General features: G+C 67.2%; 17 protein-coding genes and 1 tRNA gene. 10 read left to right on the top strand and 8 right to left on the bottom strand.

Annotated features, from left to right (window positions below; all coding sequences use genetic code 11):
- Positions 1–116: 116 nt before the first annotated feature.
- The 4 genes from dnaX to GW587_RS30105 are packed head-to-tail and all read left to right on the top strand — an operon-like array spanning position 117 to position 5,029.
- On the top strand, positions 117–2,849 hold the full coding sequence (gene dnaX / locus GW587_RS30120) for a DNA polymerase III subunit gamma/tau (RefSeq protein WP_166108601.1): 2,733 nt from the start codon (positions 117–119) through the stop codon (positions 2,847–2,849).
- A gap of 36 nt (positions 2,850–2,885) precedes the next feature.
- Positions 2,886–3,212 (top strand): YbaB/EbfC family nucleoid-associated protein, encoded by a 327-nt coding sequence (locus GW587_RS30115; protein WP_166108600.1) that lies wholly within the window; start codon positions 2,886–2,888, stop codon positions 3,210–3,212.
- A gap of 18 nt (positions 3,213–3,230) precedes the next feature.
- Positions 3,231–3,821: a recombination mediator RecR gene (recR, locus tag GW587_RS30110; protein ID WP_166108599.1), complete on the top strand. Its 591-nt coding sequence runs from the start codon at positions 3,231–3,233 to the stop codon at positions 3,819–3,821.
- Positions 3,818–5,029, top strand: a complete 1,212-nt coding sequence (locus tag GW587_RS30105; RefSeq protein WP_166108598.1) for a CaiB/BaiF CoA transferase family protein — start codon at positions 3,818–3,820, stop codon at positions 5,027–5,029. The genes recR and GW587_RS30105 overlap by 4 nt, the downstream gene beginning before the upstream one ends.
- A gap of 100 nt (positions 5,030–5,129) precedes the next feature.
- Here the strand turns inward: GW587_RS30105 and GW587_RS30100 are convergent, their stop codons facing one another.
- On the bottom strand, positions 5,130–7,286 hold the full coding sequence (locus tag GW587_RS30100) for a putative bifunctional diguanylate cyclase/phosphodiesterase (protein ID WP_166108597.1): 2,157 nt from the start codon (positions 7,284–7,286) through the stop codon (positions 5,130–5,132).
- Between the two features lies 1 nt (position 7,287).
- Positions 7,288–10,179 carry a hybrid sensor histidine kinase/response regulator gene (locus GW587_RS30095; protein ID WP_166108596.1) on the bottom strand — a complete coding sequence of 964 codons (2,892 nt, stop codon included), beginning with the start codon at positions 10,177–10,179 and terminating at the stop codon, positions 7,288–7,290.
- Positions 10,180–10,359: 180 nt separating this feature from the next.
- Here GW587_RS30095 and GW587_RS30090 point away from each other — a divergent pair, with 180 nt between their 5' ends.
- Positions 10,360–11,565, top strand: coding sequence for a glycosyltransferase (locus tag GW587_RS30090; protein ID WP_166108595.1), 1,206 nt, complete (start codon positions 10,360–10,362; stop codon positions 11,563–11,565).
- A gap of 85 nt (positions 11,566–11,650) precedes the next feature.
- Here GW587_RS30090 and GW587_RS31720 read toward each other — a convergent pair whose 3' ends face one another.
- The 6 genes from GW587_RS31720 to GW587_RS30060 all read right to left on the bottom strand — a co-directional run bounded on the left by GW587_RS31720 (position 11,651) and on the right by GW587_RS30060 (position 17,817).
- Positions 11,651–12,568, bottom strand: a complete 918-nt coding sequence (locus GW587_RS31720; RefSeq protein ID WP_166108594.1) for a PEP-CTERM sorting domain-containing protein — start codon at positions 12,566–12,568, stop codon at positions 11,651–11,653.
- 146 nt (positions 12,569–12,714) lie between these two features.
- Positions 12,715–13,389 (bottom strand): DapH/DapD/GlmU-related protein, encoded by a 675-nt coding sequence (locus GW587_RS30080; RefSeq protein WP_166108593.1) that lies wholly within the window; start codon positions 13,387–13,389, stop codon positions 12,715–12,717.
- On the bottom strand, positions 13,389–14,495 hold the full coding sequence (locus tag GW587_RS30075) for a nitroreductase family protein (protein ID WP_166108592.1): 1,107 nt from the start codon (positions 14,493–14,495) through the stop codon (positions 13,389–13,391). The genes GW587_RS30080 and GW587_RS30075 overlap by 1 nt, the downstream gene beginning before the upstream one ends.
- Positions 14,492–15,361: a ThiF family adenylyltransferase gene (locus GW587_RS30070; protein WP_166108591.1), complete on the bottom strand. Its 870-nt coding sequence runs from the start codon at positions 15,359–15,361 to the stop codon at positions 14,492–14,494. Before GW587_RS30070 ends, GW587_RS30075 begins: the two co-directional genes overlap by 4 nt.
- A 174-nt stretch (positions 15,362–15,535) precedes the next feature.
- Entirely contained in the window at positions 15,536–15,736 is a 201-nt protein-coding gene (locus tag GW587_RS30065; protein ID WP_166108590.1) for a YbdD/YjiX family protein, read from the bottom strand.
- The gene (locus GW587_RS30060; RefSeq protein WP_166108589.1) at positions 15,736–17,817 is read right to left on the bottom strand and encodes a carbon starvation CstA family protein; all 2,082 of its coding nucleotides are present in this window, start codon (positions 17,815–17,817) and stop codon (positions 15,736–15,738) included. The genes GW587_RS30065 and GW587_RS30060 overlap by 1 nt, the downstream gene beginning before the upstream one ends.
- 255 nt (positions 17,818–18,072) lie before the next feature.
- On the opposite strand from GW587_RS30060, the gene GW587_RS30055 reads away from it, so the two are divergent.
- The 5 genes from GW587_RS30055 (at position 18,073) to GW587_RS30035 (ending at position 23,741) form a co-directional block, all read left to right on the top strand.
- On the top strand, positions 18,073–19,434 hold the full coding sequence (locus GW587_RS30055) for a cache domain-containing protein (protein WP_166108588.1): 1,362 nt from the start codon (positions 18,073–18,075) through the stop codon (positions 19,432–19,434).
- A 10-nt stretch (positions 19,435–19,444) separates the two neighbouring features.
- Positions 19,445–20,062 carry a response regulator gene (locus GW587_RS30050; RefSeq protein ID WP_166108587.1) on the top strand — a complete coding sequence of 206 codons (618 nt, stop codon included), beginning with the start codon at positions 19,445–19,447 and terminating at the stop codon, positions 20,060–20,062.
- Positions 20,063–20,344: 282 nt separating this feature from the next.
- Entirely contained in the window at positions 20,345–21,514 is a 1,170-nt protein-coding gene (locus GW587_RS30045; protein ID WP_166108586.1) for an EAL and HDOD domain-containing protein, read from the top strand.
- A 3-nt stretch (positions 21,515–21,517) separates the two neighbouring features.
- A complete protein-coding gene (locus GW587_RS30040) occupies positions 21,518–23,602 on the top strand; it encodes a putative bifunctional diguanylate cyclase/phosphodiesterase (RefSeq protein ID WP_166108585.1) in 2,085 nt (694 codons plus the stop codon).
- A gap of 49 nt (positions 23,603–23,651) precedes the next feature.
- Positions 23,652–23,741, top strand: a tRNA-Ser gene (locus GW587_RS30035).
- Positions 23,742–24,015: the final 274 nt, after the last annotated feature.

Here is a 24,015-nt window from a genome sequence, read left to right as displayed (position 1 = left end):
TTTTGTCATGTTAAAAGAAAAACAAATTGTAAGGCAGGCGCCCGGACTTACCTAATCCGGGCTCGACTTGTTACAATTGCCGCTTTGGCACCCGCTATCTACGGTAAAATTCCAGCATGTCCTATCAAGTCCTCGCCCGTAAATACCGCCCCAAGAACTTCGAGACGCTCGTCGGCCAGGAGCACGTCGTGCGCGCCTTGACGCACGCCTTGCACAGCGGCCGCTTGCACCACGCCTATCTGTTCACCGGGACGCGCGGGGTCGGCAAGACCACCTTGTCGCGCATCCTGGCCAAGTCGCTCAATTGCATCGGCCCGGACGGCACCGGCGGCATCACGCCGACGCCGTGCGGCGTGTGCGAGGCCTGCACCGCGATCGACGCGGGGCGCTTTGTCGATTACATCGAGATGGATGCGGCGTCCAACCGGGGCGTCGACGAGATGGCGCAGCTGCTGGAGCAGGCGGTGTACGCGCCGAGCAATGCGCGCTTCAAGGTCTATATGATCGATGAGGTGCACATGCTGACCAACCACGCCTTCAACTCGATGTTGAAGACGCTGGAGGAACCGCCGGAGCACGTCAAGTTCATCCTGGCGACCACCGATCCGCAGAAGATTCCGGTGACGGTGTTATCGCGCTGTCTGCAATTCAATCTGAAGCAGATGCCGCCGGGTCATATCATCGGGCATCTGGAAAATATCCTGGGCCAGGAGGGCATCGCTTTCGAGCAGCCGGCGTTGCGTCTGCTGGCGGCCGGCGCGCACGGTTCGATGCGCGATGCGCTGTCGTTGACCGACCAGGCAATCGCCTACGCGGCCGGCGAGGTGACGCTGGATGCGGTGCAGGGCATGCTGGGAGCGCTGGATCAGTCGTATCTGATTCGCTTGCTGGATGCGCTCGCGGCGCAGGATGGGGCCGATTTGCTGGCGGTGGCCGATGAGATGGCGACGCGCAGTTTGTCGTACAACGGCGCTTTGCAGGATTTGGGGACGTTGCTGCATCGGATTGCGTTGGCGCAGACCGTGCCGGCCGCGTTGCCGGAGGATTTGCCGGAGTATGCGGATGTGGTGCGCCTGGCCGGTTTGTTCGATGCGGAAGAGGTGCAGCTGTATTATCAGATCGCGGTGCATGGCCGTAATGAATTGGGCTTGGCGCCGGATGAGTATGCGGGCTTCTCGATGACCTTGCTGCGCATGCTGGCCTTTCGGCCCGGCGTAGGCGGGGCGGAGGGACAACCCGCGGCCGCGTCGGCGGGGATGTCGCGTCAGGCGGCGGTGGCTGCGGTGCGCGCCGCCGCCACGCCGCCTGCCCGCGCGGCGGCCCATGTGCAAGCCAGCCACGCCAGCGTGACGCCGCCGGCGGTCGTGGCCGGCGCTGCCGCCGCGATGGCGCGCGCCGAAACGCCAGCACCGGTGCCGACCTCGGCTGCTGCGGCGTGGGGCGAAGCGGCGCCTGCGCCGGCCGCCACGCAAGCCAGAGTGGCAACGCCGGTTGCCGCGCCAGCGCCTATCGCCGCAGCACCGGCGCCAGTAGAACAGCCCGTCGCGCGGGCCGCGCCTTCGGGTCCGATCAGCCCGGCCCGTGCGGCCATCAATGCCGCGCTGGAAGCGGCGCGTGCCGCGTCGAAGCCGGGCGCGGCTCGTGCCGCCGCTGCCGCGTCCGCCGCCGCCAAAGAGAGCGGTGCCGAACAGGGCGCGCCTTCGGCCGCGCAGGCACAGCCTGGCGCAATCGCATCGCCGTCGGCCGCGCCGCATCATCAGGCGCCATCCGCGCCGGGGCAGCCATCGGCATTCGCATCGCCTTCGGCCGCGCCGCAGCGTCCGGCGCAATCCGCATCGGGGCAGCCATCGGCATTCGCATCGCCTTCGGCTGCGCCGCAGCGTCCGGCGCCATCCGCGCCCGGGCAGCCGTCGGCATTCGCATCGCCTTCGGCCGCGCCGCATCATCAGGCGCCGTCCGCGCCGGGGCAGCCGTCGGCATTCGCATCGCCTTCGGCGGCGCCGCAGCGTCCGGCGCAATCCGCATCGGGGCAGCCATCCGCATTCGCATCGCCGCAGGCCGCCGCGCCGCGCTCGCCGGCGCCGTGGGACGACCTGCCACCGGCGGCGACCATGGGCGGCGACGCGCAAGCCGCCGTGCTGGAAGCGCCTGTCCGTCAAACCATGCAGCCCGCGTCGCAAGCGATGCCGCCGGCCGCCGCGCCGCGCTACGCTGCCCCGGCCGCGCCGCAGGCCAAACAGCAATCCAACGATGAAGACGACCTGCCACCCTGGGTCACCGAATTTTCCGACGACAGCGCGGTAGCGCCATCGCCATCGGCCGCGCCCGCCGCGCAAGGCGGTTACGCCGACGACGTCCCGGCCTTCGTCGCCCCGGCACGCGCCCCGGCCGCGCCGGCCAAGGCACCGCACGCCTACGTCATCACCCCGGTCCCGGAACTGGACTGGGACGGCAACTGGCCCGCCGTGGCCGCCGCCTTGCCGCTGCGCGGCGTCGCCCAGCAACTGGCGATGCAGGCCGAGCTGATCGAATGCGGCTTCGACGGCAACGCCGCCGTGTTCAAGGTGCGCGTGCCGATCGAAACCTGGCGCACGCCGGGCAACGTCGAGAAACTGACGCTGGCGCTGGCCGAACGCTTCGGCCGCCCGGTGCGCGTCGATACCGAACTGGGCGCCGTGTGGTACACCGCCAGCGCCGAAGCGGCCGCCTACCGCGCCGCCTGCCAACGCGCGGCCGAAGAGACCATCGCCAACGATCCTTTTGTGAACAGCATGATCCGCGAGCTCGACGCCTGGGTGGTGCCCGGCTCCATCGTGCCGCCGCCGTCGACGCAAGCTGCGGCCGCCTGATCACATCCTTAACCTACAAACACGGAGAACCCCATCATGATGAAGAACCAACTGGCTGGCTTGATGAAACAAGCGCAAGCAATGCAGGACAATATGAAGAAGGCGCAGGACGCGCTGGCCCTGATCGAAGTCGAAGGCCAGTCCGGCGCCGGCCTGGTGAAGGTCGTGATGACCTGCAAGAACGACGTCAAGCGCGTCTCGATCGACCCGTCGCTGCTGGCCGACGACAAGGACATGCTGGAAGACCTGGTCGCCGCCGCCTTCAACGACGCCGTGCGCAAGGCCGAAGCCACCTCCGCCGAGAAACTGGGCGGCCTGACCTCCGGCATGAATCTGCCGGCCGGCTTCAAGATGCCGTTCTAAGGACCGGCCGCCCCCCCGATGTCCAAATCGCTGGAATTTCTGACGGAAGCCTTGCGCCGCCTGCCTGGCGTCGGCCCCAAGTCGGCGCAACGGATGGCGTTCCACCTGTTGCAGCATGACCGCGACGGCGCCGACATGCTGTCGCGCGCGCTGCACCAGGCGGTCAGCGCCGTGCATCACTGCGCGCTATGCAACACCTTCACCGAAGAAGATGTCTGCGACACCTGCAACGACGAACAGCGCGACCGCCGTCTGCTGTGCGTGGTCGAGACGCCGGCCGATCAGCTGATGATCGAGCAGACCTTGACCTACAAGGGCCTGTACTTCGTGCTGATGGGACGCTTGTCGCCGCTGGACGGCATCGGCCCGAAGGACATTCACCTGGAAAAGCTGGTGGCGCGCGCCGCCGACGGCCTGGTCGATGAAGTGGTGCTGGCCACCAACTTCACCAACGAGGGCGAGGCCACCGCGCACTACATCAGCGAGATGCTGAAGGCGCGCGGCTTGCGCGTCAGCCGCCTCGCGCGCGGCGTGCCGGTCGGCGGCGAGCTGGAATATGTCGACGCCGGCACCATCGCCCGCGCCATGCTGGACCGGAGGGCGACGTGACGACCTCAAGCGGTCCCTTGGCCGGCATCAAGGTACTGGAACTGGGCACGCTGATCGCGGGCCCTTTTTGTGCGCGCATGCTGGCGGAGTTCGGCGCCGAGGTGATCAAGATCGAGTCGCCCGACGGCGGCGATCCGATCCGCACCTGGCGGGTGCTGAAGGACGGCACCTCGCTGTGGTGGTCGGTGCAGTCGCGGAATAAAAAATCGCTGACGCTGAACCTGAAGCACGCGCGCGGCCGCGCCATCGCACGTCAGCTGGCGCTGGAAGCCGACATCATCATCGAGAACTACCGCCCCGGCGTGCTGGAGAAATGGGACCTCGGCTACGAGCAGCTGAAAGCGCTCAACCCGGCCACCATCATGGTGCGCCTGTCGGGCTTCGGCCAGACCGGGCCGATGAAGGATCTGCCGGGATTCGGTGCGATCGGCGAATCGATGGGCGGCTTGCGCTACGTCTCCGGCCACGCCGACCGGCCGCCGGTGCGGGTCGGCGTCTCGATCGGCGACTCGGTCGCGGCGCTGCACGGCGTGATCGGCGCCATGATGGCGCTGCGCCATCGCGACGCCACCGGCGGCCGCGTGACGGGCGAGGGCCAGATGGTCGACGTGGCGCTGTACGAATCGGTGTTCAATTTGATGGAATCGCTGGTGCCGGAGTTCGACCACGCCGGCGTGGTGCGCGAGCGGACTGGCGGCGCGCTGCCGGGCATCGTGCCGTCCAACACCTACACCACGCGCGACGGCGAGAACATCGTCATCGCCGGCAATGGCGACGCGATCTTCAAGCGGCTGATGCTGGCGATGGGCCGCATCGACCTGGCCGGCGACGCGGAACTGGCGCGCAACGATGGCCGCGTCAAGCGTACGCGGGAGATCGACGACGCGATCCAGTCCTGGTGCGACACACAGGACATCGACGGCGCGTTGAACGTGCTGAAGGCGGCCGACGTCCCGGCCGGCAAGATCTACTCGGTGCGCGACATGATGGTCGATCCGCAGTTCCTGGCGCGCGAGATGTTCGAGCAGCACCACTTTGCCGACGGCACGCCGGTCAAACTGCCGGCGATCTCGCCCAAACTGTCGGCCACGCCGGGCCGCACCAACTGGCTGGGCCCGACCTTGGGCCAGCACAACGACGAAGTGCTGCAATCGCTGGGCTACAGCGCCGAGGACATCGCCGCGATGAAGCAGGACGGGGTGCTGTAGCCATCAGTCAGGAATCGCGGACAAGGGTTTGTCAGCCTGCAAGATCAACGCGACCAAATCTTCCTTGGCAGCCACGCGCGTCGAGTGATATGGATCATCCTTAGATGGTTGGTTCATCCATCGCGCATTGGTCGGCCAGCATCTGGTTGATCGATTCGGGCGGGGAGGGGTGGCCCAGGTAGTAGCCTTGCACCATGTCGCAGCCGTATTCTTCCAGCAGCACCAGCTGCGCGTCGGTCTCGACGCCTTCGGCCACCACCGCCATCTTCAGGCCATGCGCCATGGCGATGATGGCGCGGGTGATGGCGGCGTTCTCGGAATCGAGCGGCAGGCCGCTGATGAAGCTCTTGTCGATCTTCAGCGCGCGCACGTCGAAGCGCTTTAAATAATTCATCGACGAATACCCGGTGCCGAAATCGTCGATCGACAGATACACGCCGATGCCGCGCAACTGCTCCAGCGTCACCATGGTGGCGCGGGCGTCGTCCATCAGCGTGCCCTCGGTCAGCTCCAGCTCCAACAGCTCCGGCGTCAGGCCGGTGTCGTGTAGCGCCGACAGCACGATCTGGGTCAGGTTCTCGTCCTTGAACTGCTTGGCCGAGAGATTGACCGCGACCCGCACCGGCCGCTTGCCGATGCTCTGCCACGCCATCGCCTGCCGGCACGCGGTGCGCAGCACCCATTCGCCGATCGGCACGATCAGGCCGGTCTCCTCGGCCAGCGGGATGAACTCGGTCGGCGAGATCACGCCGCGCTCCGGATGGCGCCAGCGCACCAGCGCTTCGACGCCGACGACCTGCGCGCTGGCGACGTCGATCTGCGGCTGGTACAGCAGATACAGCTCGTCGTTCTGCAAGGCCTTGCGCAGCCCGACCTCCAGCTTCACGTGGCTCATGATCTGCATCGTCAGCGACGAGCTGTACAGCTTGGCGTTGTTCTTGCCGCAGTTCTTGGCGTGGTACATCGCCGTGTCGGCGTATTTGAGCAGCGAATTGCAATCCTCGCCGTCCTCCGGGTACAGCGAGATGCCGATGCTGGCGGTGACGAAGATCTCGTGCGCGTCCAGCACGAAGGGGCGGCGCATCGCCTCCTTGACCCGGTGCGCGACGTTGAGCGCGTTCTCCACCCGCTCCAGGTCGGGGATCAGGATGGTGAACTCGTCGCCGCCCAACCGCGCCAGGTTGTTGCCGCCGGGTTCGGTGCGCGACACCAGGTCGCTGGGCCGCGTGGTTTCGCGCAGCCGTTCCGACACGGCCTTCAGCAGATGATCGCCGACGTCGTGCCCCAGCGTGTCGTTGATGCGCTTGAAGGCGTCCAGGTCCATGAACAGCACCGCGAACTTCTTGTTGGCCTTGCGCGACCGCAGCAGCTCGGCCTCCAGCGTCTCCAGGAAGGCCTGGCGGTTGGGGATGCCGGTCAGGCTGTCGCAATAGGCGAGGCGGCGGATCTGTTCCTCGCTGCGCTTGCGCTCGCTGATATCGCGCACCAGGCCCAGCACTTCGTCGGGGCCGGTGGCCACCAGCCGCGCCTCGAAATGCCGCACCGGCGTCGGCGCCGGATGTTCGCCGTGACGCACCCGTGGCGTGGCGCCGGGCACCGGCAGCTCGTAGTCCAGCGAGTGGATGCGCTGGGTGTCGAGCACCGTGTGCACCTGTTCCAGCATGTGGCGGGCGATGTGGTCCGGCAGCACCTGGTCCAGGTGGCGGCCGACGCACTGGTCGCTGGAGAACACGCCGCTTGCTTCGTGGCCCTGCTCGTAGTCGAGGTAATAGCCTTCCTTGTTCATGCGGAAGAAGGTGTCGGGGATCGCCGCCAGCACCGCGCGATGGTGGGCGTCGGCGATGCGCAGGCGGGTGATGGCGTCGCTGGCGCGCAGCACATACAGCACGCGGTGGCCGAGGATGGGCCAGTTGATCGGTTTGGAGACGAAATCGGTGGCGCCGGCCTCGTAGGCCTGCGTCACCGCTTCCAGCTCGTCGCCGCCGGTGACCATGATGATGGGCACGGTCGATTGCGATTCCAGGCGGCGGATCTCGCGGCACACGGCGAAGCCGTCCATGCCGGGCATTTCGACGTCCAGCAGCACCAGGTCCGGCGCCATGCTCTGGTAGCTGGCCACGGCCTGCAAGCCGTCTTCGGCCTCGACCGCGTCGAGGCCGACCTGCGCCAGCATTTCGAGCATCAGCAGCCGCATCATCGGATCGTCGTCGGCGACCAGCACCAGGCCGCGTTTGGGGGAGGAGGAGGGGATGGCCATGTCAGATTTCCTTTTCCAGTATTGCTCCCAACGCCTGCCGCGCGGCCTGGAAAGATCGTTCCATCTCCGCCAGCAGGACTGCGGCGCCGGCGGTGGTGTCGTTGCGGCCCAGCTGTTCCAGCTCCCTGCAGCGCTGCGCCAGCGCGTCGGCGCCGACATTGGCGCTGCTGGATTTCAGGCTGTGGGCGGATTTGCGCATCTGTCCGGCGTTGCCGTTGGCGATCGCCTGGCGGATGGTGTGCAGGTGGGTCGGAGTGTCGTTGATATAGGCATGCAGCACGCGTTCCAGCAGCGCGTCGCCGTTGCTGGCGCTCAGCGCGCGGATGTTGTTCAGGGCTTGCCGGTTGATATGCTGGGCGGCCGGGACGGTGGGCGTCGGCGCTGGCGTCGCGGCCTCGTCCGGCGGCGCGGCGACGCGCGGCAGCGTGATCCAGCGCGCGATGGTTTGCCCCAGCGCTTGCTGGGTGAACGGTTTGCTCAGGTAATCGTCCATGCCGGCGGCCAGGCAGGATTCGCGGTCGCCCTGCAGCGCGTTGGCGGTGATCGCGATGATCGGCAGGCTGCCGGCGCGCCCGCGCTGTTGCTGGTGGCGGCGGATTTCCGCCGTGGCGGCGAAGCCGTCCATCACCGGCATCTGGCAATCCATCAGGATCAGGTCGAAGTCGCCGGCGCGCACCGACTGCAGCGCCTCCTCGCCGTTGCAGGCGCGGCTGACGTCCAGGCCCAGGCCCTCCAGCATGGCGCTAGCGACTTCGACGTTGACCGGGTTGTCTTCCGCCAGCAGCACCTTGCGCCGCTTGCGCGCGCGCGGCGCCGATGCGAAGCCAACGCCTGCGCTGGCGTTGACGCTGAGGACGGTCAGCGGCGGGGCGGCGGGCGCCGAGGCCGGCTCGGCAACGGGGGATGGCGCGTCGCCGCCACGCGCGGCAGGGGGATGGCGGCCGCCGTCGCGCGACGGCGTGACGATGGCGTCGTACAGATCGCAGGCGCGCGGCGGCTTGATCAACTGGAAGGCGACCCCGGCCTGGCGCCGCTGCACGCCGTCGGCGGCGCGCCGTTCGCTGCTCAGCAACAGCAGCCGCGACGCCGCCAGCGCCGGCTCGGCATGGATCGCCGCCGCCAGCGCCAGCCCGCTGGTGCGCGGCAGTTCCATGTCCAGCAGCACCACGTCGTAGGCGCGACCGTCCGCCGCCGCCCGCCGCAGCTGCGACAGGGCGTCGGTGGCGGCGGCGGCGGCGCTGGCGATCCGCCAAGCGCTCAGCTGCCGCTCCAGCGCGGCGCGGCTGGCGGGGTTTTCATCGACAATCAAAGCGCGGATTCCCTGTGCGGCGGTGGATGGATCGTCGATATCGACGCGGCGTTTATCGAAATTTACGGCAAACCAGAAGATCGACCCTTGAGTTAGCGCATGGTCCACGCCTATCGTGCCGCCCATCAGCTCCACCAGTTGCTTCGAGATCGCCAGGCCGAGACCGGTGCCGCCGTGCTTGCGCGTGGTCGAACCGTCCGCCTGCGAGAAGGAATCGAAGATGTGCTCGCGCGCCTCGCTGGAGACGCCGATGCCGGTGTCGTGCACCTCGAAGCGCAGGCCGACCGATTGCGCGTCCTCGCGCGCCACCGCCACCCTGACGGTGATCTTGCCGCTCTCGGTGAACTTGATGGCGTTGCCCAGCAGGTTGAAGATCACCTGGCGCAGCCGGTTGGGATCGCCGCAGATGGCGACCGGAATATTGTTGGCGATCGCCAGCTCCAGCCGGATGCCCTTGGCCTGCGCCTGCGGCGAGAACACGTTGTCGATGTCGTCGAGCAGATCGCGGAAGTTGAAATGGATGTATTCGACGGTCAGCTTGCCGGCCTCGATCTTGGAGAAGTCGAGGATGTCGTTGATGATCACCAGCAGATGCTCGCCGGAGCGCTTGACCATGTCGGTGTAGTGGCGCTGCTGCTCGGACAGGCGGGTCGCCAGCAGCAGCTCGGTCATGCCCAGCACGCCATTCATCGGGGTGCGGATTTCGTGGCTCATGGTGGCGAGGAAGGCGCTCTTGGCCTTGCTGGCGGCCTCGGCCGCGTTCTTGGCTTTTTCCAGCTGCTCGGTGCGCACGCCGACCTGGCGTTCCAGCTGGTCGCGGTATTGCGCCAGCGCGGCGTCGCGGCCCTCCACCTGGGCCAGCATGTCGTTGAAGCTGTCGATCAGCGCGCCCAGCTCGTCGCCGCGCTGATGCGCGATGCGCGGCGTTTGCTGGCCGCGGCTCACTTGCTGCGCGGCGGCGATCAGCTGGCCGACCGGCTCGGCGATGCCGCCCTTGAAGCGCGCCGCCGTCAGCAGCGCCGTCATGAACGCCAGCACGGCGGCGACGGCGGCGGCGCCCAGGTTCTTGAGGATATCGAGCCACATGCGCAGCTGCGCGCTTTCCACCATCACCACGCCGGCCAGCACGCCGGGGCCGCCGTCGGCATCGGCGCCGCTGCGCACCGCGCGCTGCACGCGCAGCGCCGGCGCCCACGGCGGGCCGCTGTGCTCGCTGCGCAGATCGGCGCCGGCGGTGTCCACCGCGTCCGGCGCCGCGCGCTCCGGCGCCAGGCCGGCGGCGGCGTAGCGCGCCAGCAGCTTGCCGTCGCCGTCGTACAGCGCCGCCTGCAGGATGTCGTCCTCGAGCGCCAACGTGGCCAGCGTCTGTTCGGCCTGCGTGCGGTCGGCGAGCATCAGCGCGGACTTGCTGTTGTTGCCGATCACGCCGGCCAGCGCGGACAGCTGTTTGCGTTGTGCGTCGGTGTGGCCCAGCACGGAGGCGGCGGCGAAGACGATGAACACCAGCAGCAGCGCGCTGCCGGTCGCGAGCACCGGGATGACCGTCAGTTTTTGGCGCGGGCCGGAGCGTTCGAAGTGGAACATGGCGTGAGCGGTTGCAAACGGTGGGCGTCGAAAGCGTCGGCGCGGCGGGTGCAGCAAGCTGATCAGTGAGTGCCAATCGGAAAAGTATCCGCTTCGCGCGGCGCGGACATTGATCTGCGTCTAAGGCGCACGTTTGCGCTGGCTCAAACCCTGCCGCCTTGCGCGTCGCAAGCTATCGGGATGGAACGTAAAAAAATCCTGTTCGTGGCCGAGGCCGTGACCTTGGCGCATGTCGGCCGTCCACTGGCGCTGGCGCAGACGCTGGACCGGCAGCGCTACGACGTGCACTTCGCCTGCGCGCCCGGGTATGAGCAATTTTTCTCCGGCAGCGAGCTCAGCCGCTGGAGCATCGACAGCATTCCCAGCGCGCGCTTCCTGGCCGCGCTGGCGGCGGGCAAGCCGGTGTACGACGCGGCGACCTTGCGGCGCTATGTGCTGGACGACCAGCGGCTGCTGCAGGCGGTGCGGCCGGACGTGGTGATCGGCGACTTCCGGCTGTCGCTGTCGGTCAGCGCGCGGCTGGCGGGCGTGCCATATGTCGGGCTGATCAACGCCTACTGGAGTCCCTATGTCGCGCAGCACTACACAGTGCCGGCGATCGGGCTGGCGCGGGTGCTGCCGATCGCGCTGGCCGACCGCCTGTTCCGGCTGGCGCGGCCGCTGGCCTTCGCGCTGCACAGCATGCCGCTGAACCGGGTGCGGCGCGGCTACGGACTGCGGTCGCTTGGGCGCGACCTGCGGCGCGTCTACACCGACGCCGACCATGTGCTGTACGCCGACATTCCCGAGCTGTTCCCCTCGCACGATCTGCCGATCACGCATTCCTATCTGGGGCCGGTGATCTGGTCGCCGCCGACCGGCCTGCCGTCGTGGTGGGACGCGCTGCCGGCGGCGCGCCAGGTCGTCTACGTGACCCTGGGCAGCTCGGGGCAGGGCGCCTTGCTGCCCAAGGTGCTGCAGGCGCTGGCGCCGTTGCCGGTGACGGTGATCGCGGCGACGGCGGGCATGGTCGATCCCGGCCTGCTGCCGTCCAACGCGCGGGCGGCGGCCTATCTGCCGGGCATGATGGCGGCGCAGCGCGCCGCGCTGGTGATCTGCAACGGCGGCAGCCCCACCAGCCAGCAGGCGCTGACGGCCGGCGTGCCGGTGCTGGGCATCGCCGGCAATCTGGACCAGTATCTGAACATGCACGGCGTGCTGGCCGCCGGCGCCGGCGCCTTGCTGCGCTCGGACCGCTTGAACGAGGAGCAGTTGCGCGACACGGCGCTGCGCTTGCTGGAGCAGCCCGGTCCGCGCGAGGCGGCGCGCAAGGTGGCGCAGCAGTTCCTGCGCTACGACGCCGGCGCGCGGCTGGCCAGGCTGCTGGCGCAGCCGCTGCGGCGCTAGGGCCATCGGGAGCAAAGCGATCGGGCGAAAAAAAAGCGGACCAGGCTGGCTGCGCCGGGTCCGCTGCAAAGACCGCTGCTGCGGTTCAGGACTGCACTTTGCGACGACGACCCAGCGCCAGGCCGGCAAAGCCCAGGCCCATCAATGCCAGCGTGGCGGGTTCTGGAACGGCCGCGAAGCTCTGCGACGAATCGACCTTCAGGAACGGCACCGTGGTGGGCGTCGCGCCATCCCACATCTGCTGCGGCTGGAAGAACGATGGCACGTTGGTGGTGCCGGTCAGCTTGTCCTGGAAGATGGAGCCGGTCACGACGTCCAGGTAGGCGGGATCGACATAGTCGATCATGAAGCGCGAATCGAAGGAACCGGTGCCGACCGCGCCGGTGGCGGTGAAGCTGGCGTCGTTGAAGATGATGTGGCCGGACAGGATCATGATGCCGTCGCCATCGCCGCCGGCCCCGCCGCAGCCGGCCGAGGTCGAGCCGCCGCCGTAGCAGCGCACGGTGTTGGCGCCGTTGCCCGGCACCGCCACGCTGCCGTCGGTGATGTCGTCGAAGTAGATCGCGATGTTCTGCACGCCGGCGCGGATCGGGTCGACGTCCATCGCGACCGCCTGCGTGGCGGGCAGCGTGAAGTGGGCGGTGCTGGCCGATTGCGCGTCGACCAGCTCCTGGAAGCGCACCACCTTGCTGATCTCGAAATTGGTGTTGAGGCCGTTCGGGGTGACGATGCCGGGGATGTTGCTGTTGGTCATAGTGCCGATCACCATCTGCGAGCGCAGCTCGGTCAGATAGGGGGCGGTGGCGCCGGGGCCGACGATGCGGCCGGGAATGAAGTTGGTGGCCAGGCCGGTGTTGGTGACGTTGGTCCACAAATCGGCATAGGTGGTGTAGGCGCCGCTGCCGGTGGGGTCGAGGCCGACGGTGGGGCCGGCCATCGCCAGCGGCGCCGTCAGCGCGCCGGCGAGCAAGGCGGTGGCCAACGCGGGGTTGAGGATGTTCATTGCGTGCTCCTGGAAAGAGGGGAATCCGGGGATCGGGTTCGTATCGTCCATAGAGCAAAAGCCTTGCCAGTGCTGGGGTTCCTCATCAAATCAACCACTTGCGCGCGCGCGGCACGGCGGCGGCGCGCGCACTGTAAAAAAATCCGTCAGGCCGGGGCCGGCGCGGCCTTGAGCCGGCGCGCCGGGATGCCGCCCCAGATTTCGCCGGGCGCGATCACCGTGTCCTTGGTCACCACCGCGCCGGCCGAGACGATGGCGCGGTCGCCGATGCTCACGCCCGCCATCACCACGGCGGTGGCGCCGATGGTCACCGTGTCGCCGATGGTCACCGCCTTGAGCTCCAGCTTGTCGCCTTCGATGACGTGGCCGAAGATCGCCGCGTCGTGGCCGATGATGGTGTTGCTGCCGATGCGGGTCAGCGGCGGATCGAGCAGCACGCCGGCGCTGTAGGTGTTGGCGCCCAGCCGCGCGCCCAGCGCCAGATAGACCAGGCGCAGCAGCGGCACCGGAATGAAGTGGGTGCGGATCAGCGCGTTGAACAGCAGCAGGTAGAACAGGATGTTGACGTTGGCGGCCAGCTCGTGGCGCGAGTTTTCCGCCACCGCGCCTTCGCGCAGCGGCAGCGCGGCCAGGAAGCAGCGGTACACCAGGAAGGCGTAAAGATAAGTCAGCAGCACGCCGCCCAGCAACAGCAGCACGCCGCGAAAATCCCCCAGCGGCAGGCCGCCGAACAGCAGCGCGGTGGTGCCGACGCCCAGCATCAGGATCAAGCTCAGCAGGGCCATGAAGACGGCGATCTGGCCCGGCTTGATGGCGCGCATCAGTGGCTCCCGGTGGCGCCCGGGCCGACCAGCAGCTCGCGCAGCGGACGCCGCAGCGAGCGCGCCCGCGCCGCCTCGCCGGCGCCGATGCGTCCCATGAACACCGCCGCCTCCCAGGTCTGCTGGCCGGCCAGCGCCGCGCCTTGCCGCGCCAGGTCCTGCGCGCGCTGCCGCATGCCCGGCGCGCCGGAAAACACCCGGCCCTCGCGCACGTAGCGGGAGAAGATCAGCGGCGTCAGCTCCGGTTGCAGTTGCAGGCCCTGCGCCGTCGCGGTCAGCCAGAAGCGCTGCATGGCGCGGCCGGCGGCGAGGTAGTCGTCGATGCGCTGCGGCGGGCGCGGTCCGGTCAGCACGAAATGCGCGGCGCAGGCCAGGCCGGGCAGCAGGTCCATCTGCAGGCGCGGCGCCAGCGTGCCGGCCAGCCAGGTGTTGAAGAACTCCACCCGGCGCCAGTCGCGCATGATCCAGCGCATCAGCCTGGCCGTGACGGCGTCCACGCCCAGCGCCTGGTCGGGGATGCGGTCTTCGCTGTAGCGGGCGTTCCAGGCGATGATGGACTGGTGCACCTGGTGCGCCTCCGGCATGGTCAGGCGCAGCTTGGCGTTGCGGAACATCAGCCGCGCCGCCGCCGTCCGCCGCGCGCCCTCCAGCCAGACCACCTCGTGGCCGGATGGCAGGGACGCCGCCAGCGCCGCCTTCTCTTGCGCCGTCAGCGGACGCCGGCTCAGCGCGCGACGCTGCACGCTGCGCGCCAGGATGGCGTCGGCCAGCGGATCGGGCTCCAGTCCCGGCGCCGGCGCGAATTCGACGCTGATCGTGGGGCGGTTGTCGGGCGACTCCAGATGGCGCATCGCGTGCATCCGCAGCTGGAAGGTGCTGGCGGCGATCGCCATGGTCTCCAGCAGCGCGCCGATCGAGATCTGGCTGGGATGGCCGTCCAGGTCGTAGACGCAATGCTCGCGGGTGTCGTGGCCGTGCACCACCAGCCGGCGCGCGTCGAGGATCTCGAAGCGCCACGGCTGGGTGTTGTCGCCGCTGGGGGCCCAGCGCGCCAGTTCCAGGATGTGTTCCAGTGTCGCGTCCAGGTGCAGCTCCATTTTGCTCATGATTGTGCTCCGGGCCGGCGCCGCCGCGCCAGCATCAGCGCCAGCCGTTGCAGCGGATGGCGGTTGCCGCCGGGGCGCCAGGTGCGCACCAGCTTGTTGCGATAAGCGTCGAACTGATAACCGCGCGGCGCCGCCAGGATCTCGCCGCGGTTGAGCAGGATCTTCAGCGCCTCGGTGGCCGCCGCGCCGGCGCACAGCTGGCAGCCCATGATGGTGGACGGCCCGCGCTGCTCTTGCAGGTTGATGCTCGACGGATCGACCAGGTAGCCGCCGTGCAGCCCGGCCGGCGCCAGGCCGACCAGGAAGCGCAGCGCCTTTTCCTGGTCCGGCAGTTCGCCCCAGCCGAAGTATTCCTCGAACGTCATGCCGCCCGGCAGGAAGTTCAGCACCGCCGCGCCCATGCCCAGCGGCGCGGCGGTGATGGCCGGGATGCCGAGCCGGGCGCAGGCGGCGAAGGTGGCCTGGCGCGCGCCGAAGGCGAAGAAATCCAAGCCGTCGACATACAAGTCTACACTGTCGAAGAAGGCGGCAAGGTTGCGGCTGTCGACGCCCTCGGGAAAGCGGGTCAGCCTGAGCTCGGGATTGACGTCGCGCGCCATCTCGGCCAGCACGTCGACCTTGGGTTGCCCGAGGGTCGACACGGTGGCGCCGACCTGGCGATTGAAGTTGGCGATGTCGAAGCGGTCGAAGTCGGCGATGTGGAAGGCGCCGACGCCCAGCCGCGCCAGGGTCAGCAGATGCACGCCGCCGACCCCGCCCATGCCGGCGATGGCGATGCGCTTGCCGCGCAGCACCGATTGTTCGGCCGGCGTGACCCAGCCGATGTTGCGGGCGAACGCCTGCTGATAAGAAAATTGCTGTGTCATGACGCTCCCATCGCCCGCCAAACGGCTCAAGGAGGTTGGACCTGTGGTCGCGCCAAAAGTTCCGTTGTAAAAAACGGGGTCAGTTCCGGCATCGTGCCACGAACTCTGCCGTATGGAAGATTACGGCACAGCCCGTGGCACGATGCCGGAACTGACCCCGGTCGTGGTAGCGAATCAGCAGCAGCCGCCGCGCTTGCCGGCGCCGCCGTAGCGGGCCTCCTGGCGTTCGCGGAAGAACTCCTCGTAGGTCATGATCGGCTCGTCGGGATGGGTGGCCTCCCGATGGCTGACATAGACGTCGTAGTCCGGCAGCCCCATCATCAGGCGCATGCTCTGCCCGAGGTAGCGGCCGGCCTTGGCGATCTCGCCCAGCATCACTGCACCGACGGCGTCAGGACCATCGGGCTTTCCTTGGCGGTCGGCTGGGCGTTGGCGCGCGCCGCCAGCACCGTGCGGATGCCGAACACCAGCACGCTGAGCACGACGATCACGAAGAAGGCCGCCAGCGACGCGTCCAGGTAATCGTTGAAGACGATCTGATGCATCTGCGCCACCGACTTGGCCGGCGCCAGCAGCTTGCCCTCGTCCAGCGCCGCCTGGTACTTGTTGGCGTGGGCCAGGAAGCCGATCTTTGGATTGGCGTCGAAGATCTTTTGCCAGCCGGCGGTCAGCGTGCACATCAGCAGCCAGATGGTCGGCACCACGGTGACCCAGGCGAAGCGCGCACGCTTCATCTTGAACAGCACGCAGGTGCCCAGCATCAGCGCGATCGCCGCCAGCATCTGGTTGGCGATGCCGAACAGCGGCCACAGCGTGTTGATGCCGCCCAGCGGATCGACCACGCCCTGGTACAGGAAGTAGCCCCAGGCCGCCACGCACAGCGCGGTCGCGGTCAGGTTGGCGAACACGTTCTCGGTTTTCTTCATCGCCGGCACGAAGGCGCCCAGCAAGTCCTGCAGCATGAAGCGGCCGGCGCGGGTGCCGGCGTCGACGGCGGTGAGGATGAACAGCGCCTCGAACAGGATCGCGAAGTGGTACCAGAAGGCCATCATCGCCTGGCCGCCCATCACGCTCGACAGGATGTGGGCCATGCCGACCGCCAGCGTCGGGGCGCCGCCGGCGCGCGAGATGATGCTGTGCTCGCCGACATCCTTGGCGGTCTGGATCAGCATTTCCGGCGTGACGTAGAAGCCCCACTGCGACACCGCCGCGGCGGCCGACTCGGCGGTGGTGCCGATCAGCGCGGCCGGGCTGTTCATCGCGAAGTAGATGCCGGGCTCGATGGTCGAGGCCGCCACCAGCGCCATGATGGCGACGAACGACTCCATCAGCATCGCGCCGTAGCCGATGAAGCGGGCGTGGGTTTCATTCTCGATCATCTTCGGCGTGGTGCCGGACGCGATCAGCGCGTGGAAGCCGGACACGGCGCCGCAAGCGATCGTAATAAAGAGGAACGGGAACAGCGAGCCCGACCATACCGGACCGGTGCCGTCGATGAACTTGGTGAACGCCGGCATCTTCAGGTAAGGCGCGACAAACACGATGCCCAGCGCCAGGCCGACGATGGTGCCGATCTTGAGGAAGGTCGACAGGTAGTCGCGCGGCGCCAGCAGCAGCCACACCGGCAGCACCGAAGCGACGAAGCCGTAGCCGATCAGCATCCAGGTCAGCTCAGTGCCGGTGAAGGTGAACATCGGCGCCAGCGCCGCGTTTTCCTGCACATACTGGCCGCCGAAGATGGCCGCCATCAGCAGCACGAAGCCGATGATCGACACCTCGCCGACGCGGCCTACGCGGATGTAGCGCGAATACACGCCCATGAACAGCGCGATCGGGATGGTGGCCATGACGGTGAAGCTGCCCCACGGCGAGCCGGTCAGCGCCTTGACCACGATCAGCGCCAGCACCGCCAGGATGATGACCATGATCATGAAGGTGCCGAGCAGCGCGATCATGCCGGGGATCTGGCCCAGCTCCGACTTGATCAGGTCGCCGAGCGAACGGCCGTCGCGGCGCATCGAAATGAACAGCACGATGAAGTCCTGCACCGCGCCGGCGAACACGACGCCGGCCAGGATCCACAGCATGCCGGGCAGATAGCCCATCTGCGCGGCCAGCACCGGGCCGACCAGCGGACCGGCGCCGGCGATGGCGGCGAAGTGGTGACCGAACAGCACGTATTTATTGGTCGGCACATGGTCGAGGCCGTCGTTCAGCTTGTTGGCCGGCGTCATGCGGCGCGCGTCGAGGCCAAGCACCTTGTCGGCGATGTACAGGCTATAGAAGCGGTAGGCGATCAGATAGACGCAGACGGCGGCGATGACGATCCAGATGGCGCTGATGGATTCGCCGCGTTTGAGCGCGACGACGCCGAGGGCCGAGGCCCCGGTCAGCGCCAGCGCCGCCCAGCCGAGCTTGCTCACCAGCGTCTGGCCGGCGGTAGGTAATGTTTTCATGCTTCCTCCAAGGTTGTCCTTATTCCGGGGTCAGAGCTAAAAACTGGACATGAGCTCGTGTCCAGTTTTTAGCTCTGACCCCGGAGTTGCTTCTGCCGCTTGATGGAATCTGCGCAGCTTATGGGCAGTATTCATGAAGCTGATAACCGCCACAAGCGCAGCACTACGCACTATCGCTGCGTACCACTACGTAGGCGCGAAGGCGGGCGGGAGCGTAGAATCGCGGCTACACGGGTAGCGAAGGAGCGCGGCGTCATGCAGTTGCGGCAAAAAGTCATTTTTCTGGCCATCACGCCGCTGATCCTGGCGTTGTGCGCGATCGCCTGGGCGGTCCGCCATCAGTCGGTGTTGCTGGCCGAGCAGCAGCGCGCCACCATCCAGCAGGCTTACCTCAGCAGCAAGGAAGCCGAGCTCAAGCACTATGTGACGCTGGCGTCGCATTCGATCTCGCACCTGTACGACTCCGGCCGCAACGACGTCGACACGCGCCAGGAGGCGATGCGCATCCTGTCCTCGCTCAGCTACGGCGACGATGGTTATTTCTTCCTGTACGACATGCAGGGCAACACGCTGATGCATCCGCGCCAGCCCGAGCTGGTCGGCCAGAACCTGTTCGAGCTGCGCGACGAGCGCGGCCAGCCCACCATCCAGAACCTGCTGCAGCGCGCCCGCGCCGGCGGCGGCCTGGAGCGCTACATGTGGATCAAGCCGTCCACCCACAAGCCGGTCGCCAAACTCGGCTACGTGGTGGCGATGCCGAAGTGGGGCTGGATGATGGGCACCGGCATCTATCTGGACGACGTCGAGCGGGCGCTGGAAAAGATCGACGTCCAGCAGTCCGGCAACATCCAGAACACCATGCTGTGGATCGCCGGCATCGCCGTCGCCGCCTCGGTGGCGATCGCCAGCTCCGGCCTGGCGCTCAACATCAGCGAGCTGCGCGTGGCCGACGCCAAGCTCAAGGTGCTGGCGCAACGGGTGGTCGAGTCGCAGGAAGAGGAGCGGGCGCGGCTGTCGCGCGATCTGCACGACGGCATCAGCCAGTGGCTGGTGTCGATCAAGCTGCAGATCGAGGCCGGCATTATCCGCCTGAGCTCCGCCAAGCCGGGGCAGCGCGAGGCGGCGCAGGCGGTGTTCGAGCACGCCGCCGACCAGCTCAGCAACGTGATGGGCGAGGTGCGGCGCATTTCGCACAACCTGCGCCCGGCCATCCTCGACGACCTCGGCCTGGCGGCGGCGCTGCACCACCTGGGCCAGGAGTACACCCTGAGCAGCGGCACTCCGGTACACTTCGAGGCGTCCGGCTGCACCGACGGGCTGCCCGACGTCGCCAACACCGTGCTGTTCCGCGTGGCCCAGGAGGCGCTGACCAACATCGAGCGCCACGCCGGCGCGCACCGCATCGACATCGCCCTGAGCGGCGCCGAGGCCGGCGTCACGCTGCGCATCCAGGACGACGGCGCCGGCTTCGACGCCGAGGGCATCGCCGAGCATCCCAAGCGCGGTATCGGCCTGCGCAATATGATGGAGCGGATGGAAGCCATCGGCGGCCGCTTCGACATCGTTTCATCGGACGGCGGCACGGTGCTGACCGCCTACGCCGGCAACCACGTATAAAGACCTGACCATGACTACTACCATCAAAATCCTGCTGGTCGACGACCATCCCCTGGTGCGCGACGGCCTGCGCGCCCGCCTCGAAGCCATGCCGCAGTTCGAAGTGGTGGCCGAGGCCGGCGGCGCGGCCGAGGCGCTGGAGCAGGCCGCCCGCTGCGAGGTCGACCTGGTGCTGATGGATATTAATATGCGCGGCGCCAACGGCATCGAGGCGACCGCCCAGTTCAAGCACGCCTTCCCCCACATCGCGGTGCTGATCCTGTCGATGCACGACAAGCTGGAATACGTGTCGCAGGCGATCCAGGCCGGCGCGCGCGGCTACGTCCTCAAGGACGCGCCCGGCAAGGACATCGTGGTGGCGATCGAGACCGTGATGTCGGGCGGCATCTACTACAGCGCCGCGCTGGCGCGCCAGCTGGCCCAGCCGCACACCCAGGACAACCAGCTGACCTCGCGCGAGCACGAGGTGTTGCGCCACATCGCCAACGGCGAATCGAACAAGCAGATCGCCCGCGCGCTCGACCTCAGCGTGCGCACCGTCGAGACCCATCGCCTCAACATCAAGCGCAAGCTGGGCATCGAAGGCCAGGCCGAATTGATCCGTTTCGCGGTGCAACACGCGCAATAACGCCGAGTGAGCGCTATCATTTTTATTAATGTAGCCAAAAAACCGACAATGGCATCTAATACTGTTGAGCAATCTTTAACTGTGCGTGTTTGTACGGCAATATCTGATATATTCCTGTCCGACCGCAGAATATTGCAATTGTGTAAAAGAAAACGTTTCGCGCGCAGTCGATTGGTCTTATACTGGTAATATCGTTAATCACTCTACTACGCCCATGGTACAGGATTGCTTTAAATCAATAGTTGATCTAAGATTACGCGCACAACTCCTGACGAGATATTGATGTCTGCGCCTGAAATCAGCCTGTACCCACTGGTGGCTTTACATGCGGTGTCCAACGCTCACAACGAGTGGGTGGCACTGAGTTTCGACCTATCCGCCGCCGAAGGCGATCCCTTCCAGGCCGCGCTGACCCTGCTGAAGACGCCCGACGTCTTCGCCGCGCTGGCGCCGCTCGACTGCATCCTTCCCGTACCGCATCCGCACCTGCTGGAACTGTCGCACCTGTCGACCTTGCCGCCGAACCGCGTCATCCTGCGCGTGCCGGCCGCCGCCTGCGCCGACGTCGCGGTGCAGAAGAAGCTGGCCGGCTATGCCGACGCCGGCTACCGCATCATGGTCGAAGGCGTGGCCGACGGCTCGGCCGCCACCATGTGCAGCGCGCGCTCGCTGATGGTCGACGCGTCGCTGGTCATGCCGCCGGTGCTGGCGCTGGTGGCCCAACCGGGGCCGCACCTGGCCACCGGCATGCACAGCGAGGGGCGCATCGCCGAGTGCGCCAAGGCCGGCTTCAGCTGGTTCGCCGGCGATTTCGCGCTGCATCCGTCGCACGACATCAGCGTCGGCGACGGCACCTCGCGCAAGCGGCTGCTGGCGCTGCTGGGCATGCTGGCGCGCGACGCCGACTCGCGCGAGCTGGAAGTGTTGCTGAAGCAGGATCCGGCGCTGTCCTACCACTTGTTGAAACTGGTGAACTCGGCGGCGTTCGCGCTGAGTTCGCCGATCCACAGCTTCGGCCAGGCCATCAACGTGCTGGGCCGGCGCCAGCTGCAGCGCTGGCTGCAACTGTTGCTGTACGCGCGCCAGCAGGACGACGGCCTGGCCAATCCGCTGCTGCCGCTGGCGGCGGTGCGCGCGGCGCAGATGGAAGCGCTGGCCAAGGCCTTGGGTTGGGACCGCGACCAGCAGGACATGGCCTTTGTCGCCGGCGTGTTCTCGCTGCTGGACGTGCTGCTGGCGATGCCGATGACCGAGATCGTCGCCGCGCTCAGCCTCGACCTCGACGTTGTGATGGCGCTGCTGGACCGCGCCGGCCCGCTGGGCGATCTGCTCAAGCTGGTCGAACACCACGACCGCGCCGGCCTGGAGCAGGCCGGCATCGACGCTGAAACCTACTGGCAGGCGCAGCTGCAGGCTTACCATTGGGCGATCCAGGTGAGCAGGAACCTATAAGCCATGCTCGCGCATCCCGTCTCCGACTTCCTGGGCAGCAGCGCGGCGCTTTGCGACGCGGTGTTGCGCCTGCGCGGCCCCGCGCTGAGCGAGGAACTCGGACGCATCGTCCGTAGCGTACTCAACAGCCCACTGGGCGACTACCTGCCGGCCGACGCGGTCAAGCTGCTGCTGCATCCGCCGGTGGAGGAGGTGCTCGCCGCCAACGACGCCGCCGTGCCGAGCCTGGTCCAGGACATCTATTTCGACGACCAGTATTTCGGCCGCTTCGTGGTCTCCGGCCGCGCCCATTACAGCGAACTCGACCGGCAACAGCTGGCCAGCCTGGCCGGCCTGGCCGCCAGCGTGCTGCAGGTGCACTCGGTGGCGCAGCGCTCGACCCACGCCTACGCGCAGATGGAGGCGCAGCTGCAACACCAGGCGCAGATCCTCGACCAGATTCACGAGTCGGTGCTGACGATGGACATGAACGGCTTCATCATCAGCTGGAACAAGGGCGCGGAGCGGCTGTTCGGCTACAGCGCGGTCGAAGCGGTGGGGCGCAACATCCTGTTCCTGTACGACGACGAAGACATGAGCTTCCACGACGACTTCCTGGAGCAGGGCGGCCGGCTGATGGAGGTGCGGCGCAAGAAGAAATCCGGCGAAGTGTTCTGGGCCAGCCTGTCGCTGTCGCCGCTGTGCGACATCAACGACCGCTCGGTCGGGCTGATCGCCTACCTGACCGACATCACCGAACGCAAGATGGCCGAGGAGCGCATCCACCACCTGGCCTACTACGACGCGCTGACCAATCTGCCCAACCGCAGCCTGTTGACCAAGCTGGTCGACCAGGCGTTGATGGTGGCGCAGCGCAACAAGGCGCACGGCTGCATGCTGTTCATCGACCTCAACCGCTTCAAGCTGATCAACGACACGCTGGGCCGCAGCGTCGGCGACCAACTGCTGTGCGAAGTGGCGCGCCGCTTCCGCACCGTGCTGCGCGACCAGGACCTGGTGGCGCGGCTGGGCGGCGACGAATTCGCCGTCGGCCTGTTCGACATCGGCCAGCATTTCGAAGCCAGCATGGTGGCGCAAAAGCTGCTGGGCACGCTCAACGAACCGATCTTCATCGACGGCCACGACCTGCGGGTCGGCGGCAGCATCGGCATCAGCGTCTACCCGCAGGACGGCAGCGACGCCGAAACGCTGTTGCGCCTGGCCGACATCGCCATGTACCGCGCCAAGCAGGAGGGCGGGGCCGAGGGCGACCATGTCGCCTTCTACAGCCAGGACATGAACCAGGGCATGCAGGAACGGATGCGCATCGAAACCGGGCTGCGCCACGCGTTGGGCAACGGCGAGCTGCTGCTGCATTACCAGCCCAAGTATTCGATCGCCAGCGGCAAGATCATCGGCGCCGAAGCGCTGGTGCGCTGGCGCCATCCGGAGCGCGGCCTGGTGCCGCCGGCCGAATTCATCCCGCTGGCCGAGGCCACCGGGCTGGTGGTGCAGGTTGGCGAATGGGTGCTGGAAGCGGCCTGCGCGCAGGCGCAGCGGTGGAAGGACGCCGGATTGCCGCCGATCCGGCTGGCGGTCAATGTCTCGGCGCGCGAGTTCACGGCCGCGCTGCCGGCGCGGGTGATGGAAACGCTGAAGCGCTACGGGCTGGAGCCGTCGTGGCTGGAGCTGGAGATCACCGAAAGCACGTTGATGCACAATATCGACCGCGTGATCGGCATCATGGACCAGATCACCGCCACCGGCGTGACCTTGTCGCTGGACGATTTCGGCACCGGGTACTCGAGTTTGTCGTATCTGAAGCGCTTCCCGATCGACACCTTGAAGATCGACCGCTCGTTCACCATCGGCATTCCGGGCGACGCCAACGATTGCGCGATCGCCAACACCATCATCAGCATCGCGCAGCAGCTGAAGCACAAGGTGATCGCCGAAGGCGTGGAGACGGTGGAACAGCTGGCGTTCCTGAAGAATTCGGGGTGCGACGAGGTGCAGGGCTACTTGTTCTCGCGGCCGCTGGACGCCGAAGCCTTCGAGACGGCGCTGCGCGAGAACTGGCTGCCGGGCCGGTCGAGTCGGGCGGCCTGAGGCTTTTGCCCCTGATGGGAGGGGAAATCTGTATAATGTTGCACACTTAGGAAGCGTGGCCGAGTGGTTGAAGGCAGCAGTCTTGAAAACTGCCGACGGTGTGAGCCGTTCGTGAGTTCGAATCTCACCGCTTCCGCCAAGTACTCAGCAAGAAGCCCCATCGATGGGGCTTTTTTTTGGTTCATCGCGGATTAGCGGGATGAACCTGTTGTAAACGCAAGAGAGCAGTAAGGAAGAGTTATTGTGTTTGTGCGACCAAACCCAAAACCCAACCCACTGCTCTCATGGCTAATCATAATCTCAGCCTCCCGTTCTGGGAAGGCTTTCTCGTTTCCAAGCTAGACCCTGTCGGCGCTGAGCTGCATGTGTGCCTGATTCCCGATCCGGCGTGCCCGCTGATCTGCTCGCATTGT

It is taken from the genome of Duganella aceris (assembly GCF_011090165.1).
Lineage (GTDB): Bacteria > Pseudomonadota > Gammaproteobacteria > Burkholderiales > Burkholderiaceae_D > Rugamonas > Rugamonas aceris.
The sequence above is the reverse complement of the archived record's forward strand: the minus strand, read 5'-3'. Positions and strand labels throughout refer to the sequence as shown.

Excerpts from the sequence above, each read along its gene's own strand:
- dnaX (WP_166108601.1), top strand. The coding sequence starts at position 117 with ATGTCCTATCAAGTCCTCGCCCGTAAATACCGCCCCAAGAACTTCGAG.
- GW587_RS30115 (WP_166108600.1), top strand. The coding sequence starts at position 2,886 with ATGATGAAGAACCAACTGGCTGGCTTGATGAAACAAGCGCAAGCAATG.
- recR (WP_166108599.1), top strand. The coding sequence starts at position 3,231 with ATGTCCAAATCGCTGGAATTTCTGACGGAAGCCTTGCGCCGCCTGCCT.
- GW587_RS30100 (WP_166108597.1), bottom strand. The coding sequence starts at position 7,286 with ATGGCCATCCCCTCCTCCTCCCCCAAACGCGGCCTGGTGCTGGTCGCC.
- GW587_RS30095 (WP_166108596.1), bottom strand. The coding sequence starts at position 10,179 with ATGTTCCACTTCGAACGCTCCGGCCCGCGCCAAAAACTGACGGTCATC.
- GW587_RS30090 (WP_166108595.1), top strand. The coding sequence starts at position 10,360 with ATGGAACGTAAAAAAATCCTGTTCGTGGCCGAGGCCGTGACCTTGGCG.
- GW587_RS31720 (WP_166108594.1), bottom strand. The coding sequence starts at position 12,568 with ATGAACATCCTCAACCCCGCGTTGGCCACCGCCTTGCTCGCCGGCGCG.
- GW587_RS30080 (WP_166108593.1), bottom strand. The coding sequence starts at position 13,389 with ATGCGCGCCATCAAGCCGGGCCAGATCGCCGTCTTCATGGCCCTGCTG.
- GW587_RS30075 (WP_166108592.1), bottom strand. The coding sequence starts at position 14,495 with ATGAGCAAAATGGAGCTGCACCTGGACGCGACACTGGAACACATCCTG.
- GW587_RS30070 (WP_166108591.1), bottom strand. The coding sequence starts at position 15,361 with ATGACACAGCAATTTTCTTATCAGCAGGCGTTCGCCCGCAACATCGGC.
- GW587_RS30065 (WP_166108590.1), bottom strand. The coding sequence starts at position 15,736 with ATGCTGGGCGAGATCGCCAAGGCCGGCCGCTACCTCGGGCAGAGCATG.
- GW587_RS30060 (WP_166108589.1), bottom strand. The coding sequence starts at position 17,817 with ATGAAAACATTACCTACCGCCGGCCAGACGCTGGTGAGCAAGCTCGGC.
- GW587_RS30055 (WP_166108588.1), top strand. The coding sequence starts at position 18,073 with ATGCAGTTGCGGCAAAAAGTCATTTTTCTGGCCATCACGCCGCTGATC.
- GW587_RS30050 (WP_166108587.1), top strand. The coding sequence starts at position 19,445 with ATGACTACTACCATCAAAATCCTGCTGGTCGACGACCATCCCCTGGTG.
- GW587_RS30045 (WP_166108586.1), top strand. The coding sequence starts at position 20,345 with ATGTCTGCGCCTGAAATCAGCCTGTACCCACTGGTGGCTTTACATGCG.
- GW587_RS30040 (WP_166108585.1), top strand. The coding sequence starts at position 21,518 with ATGCTCGCGCATCCCGTCTCCGACTTCCTGGGCAGCAGCGCGGCGCTT.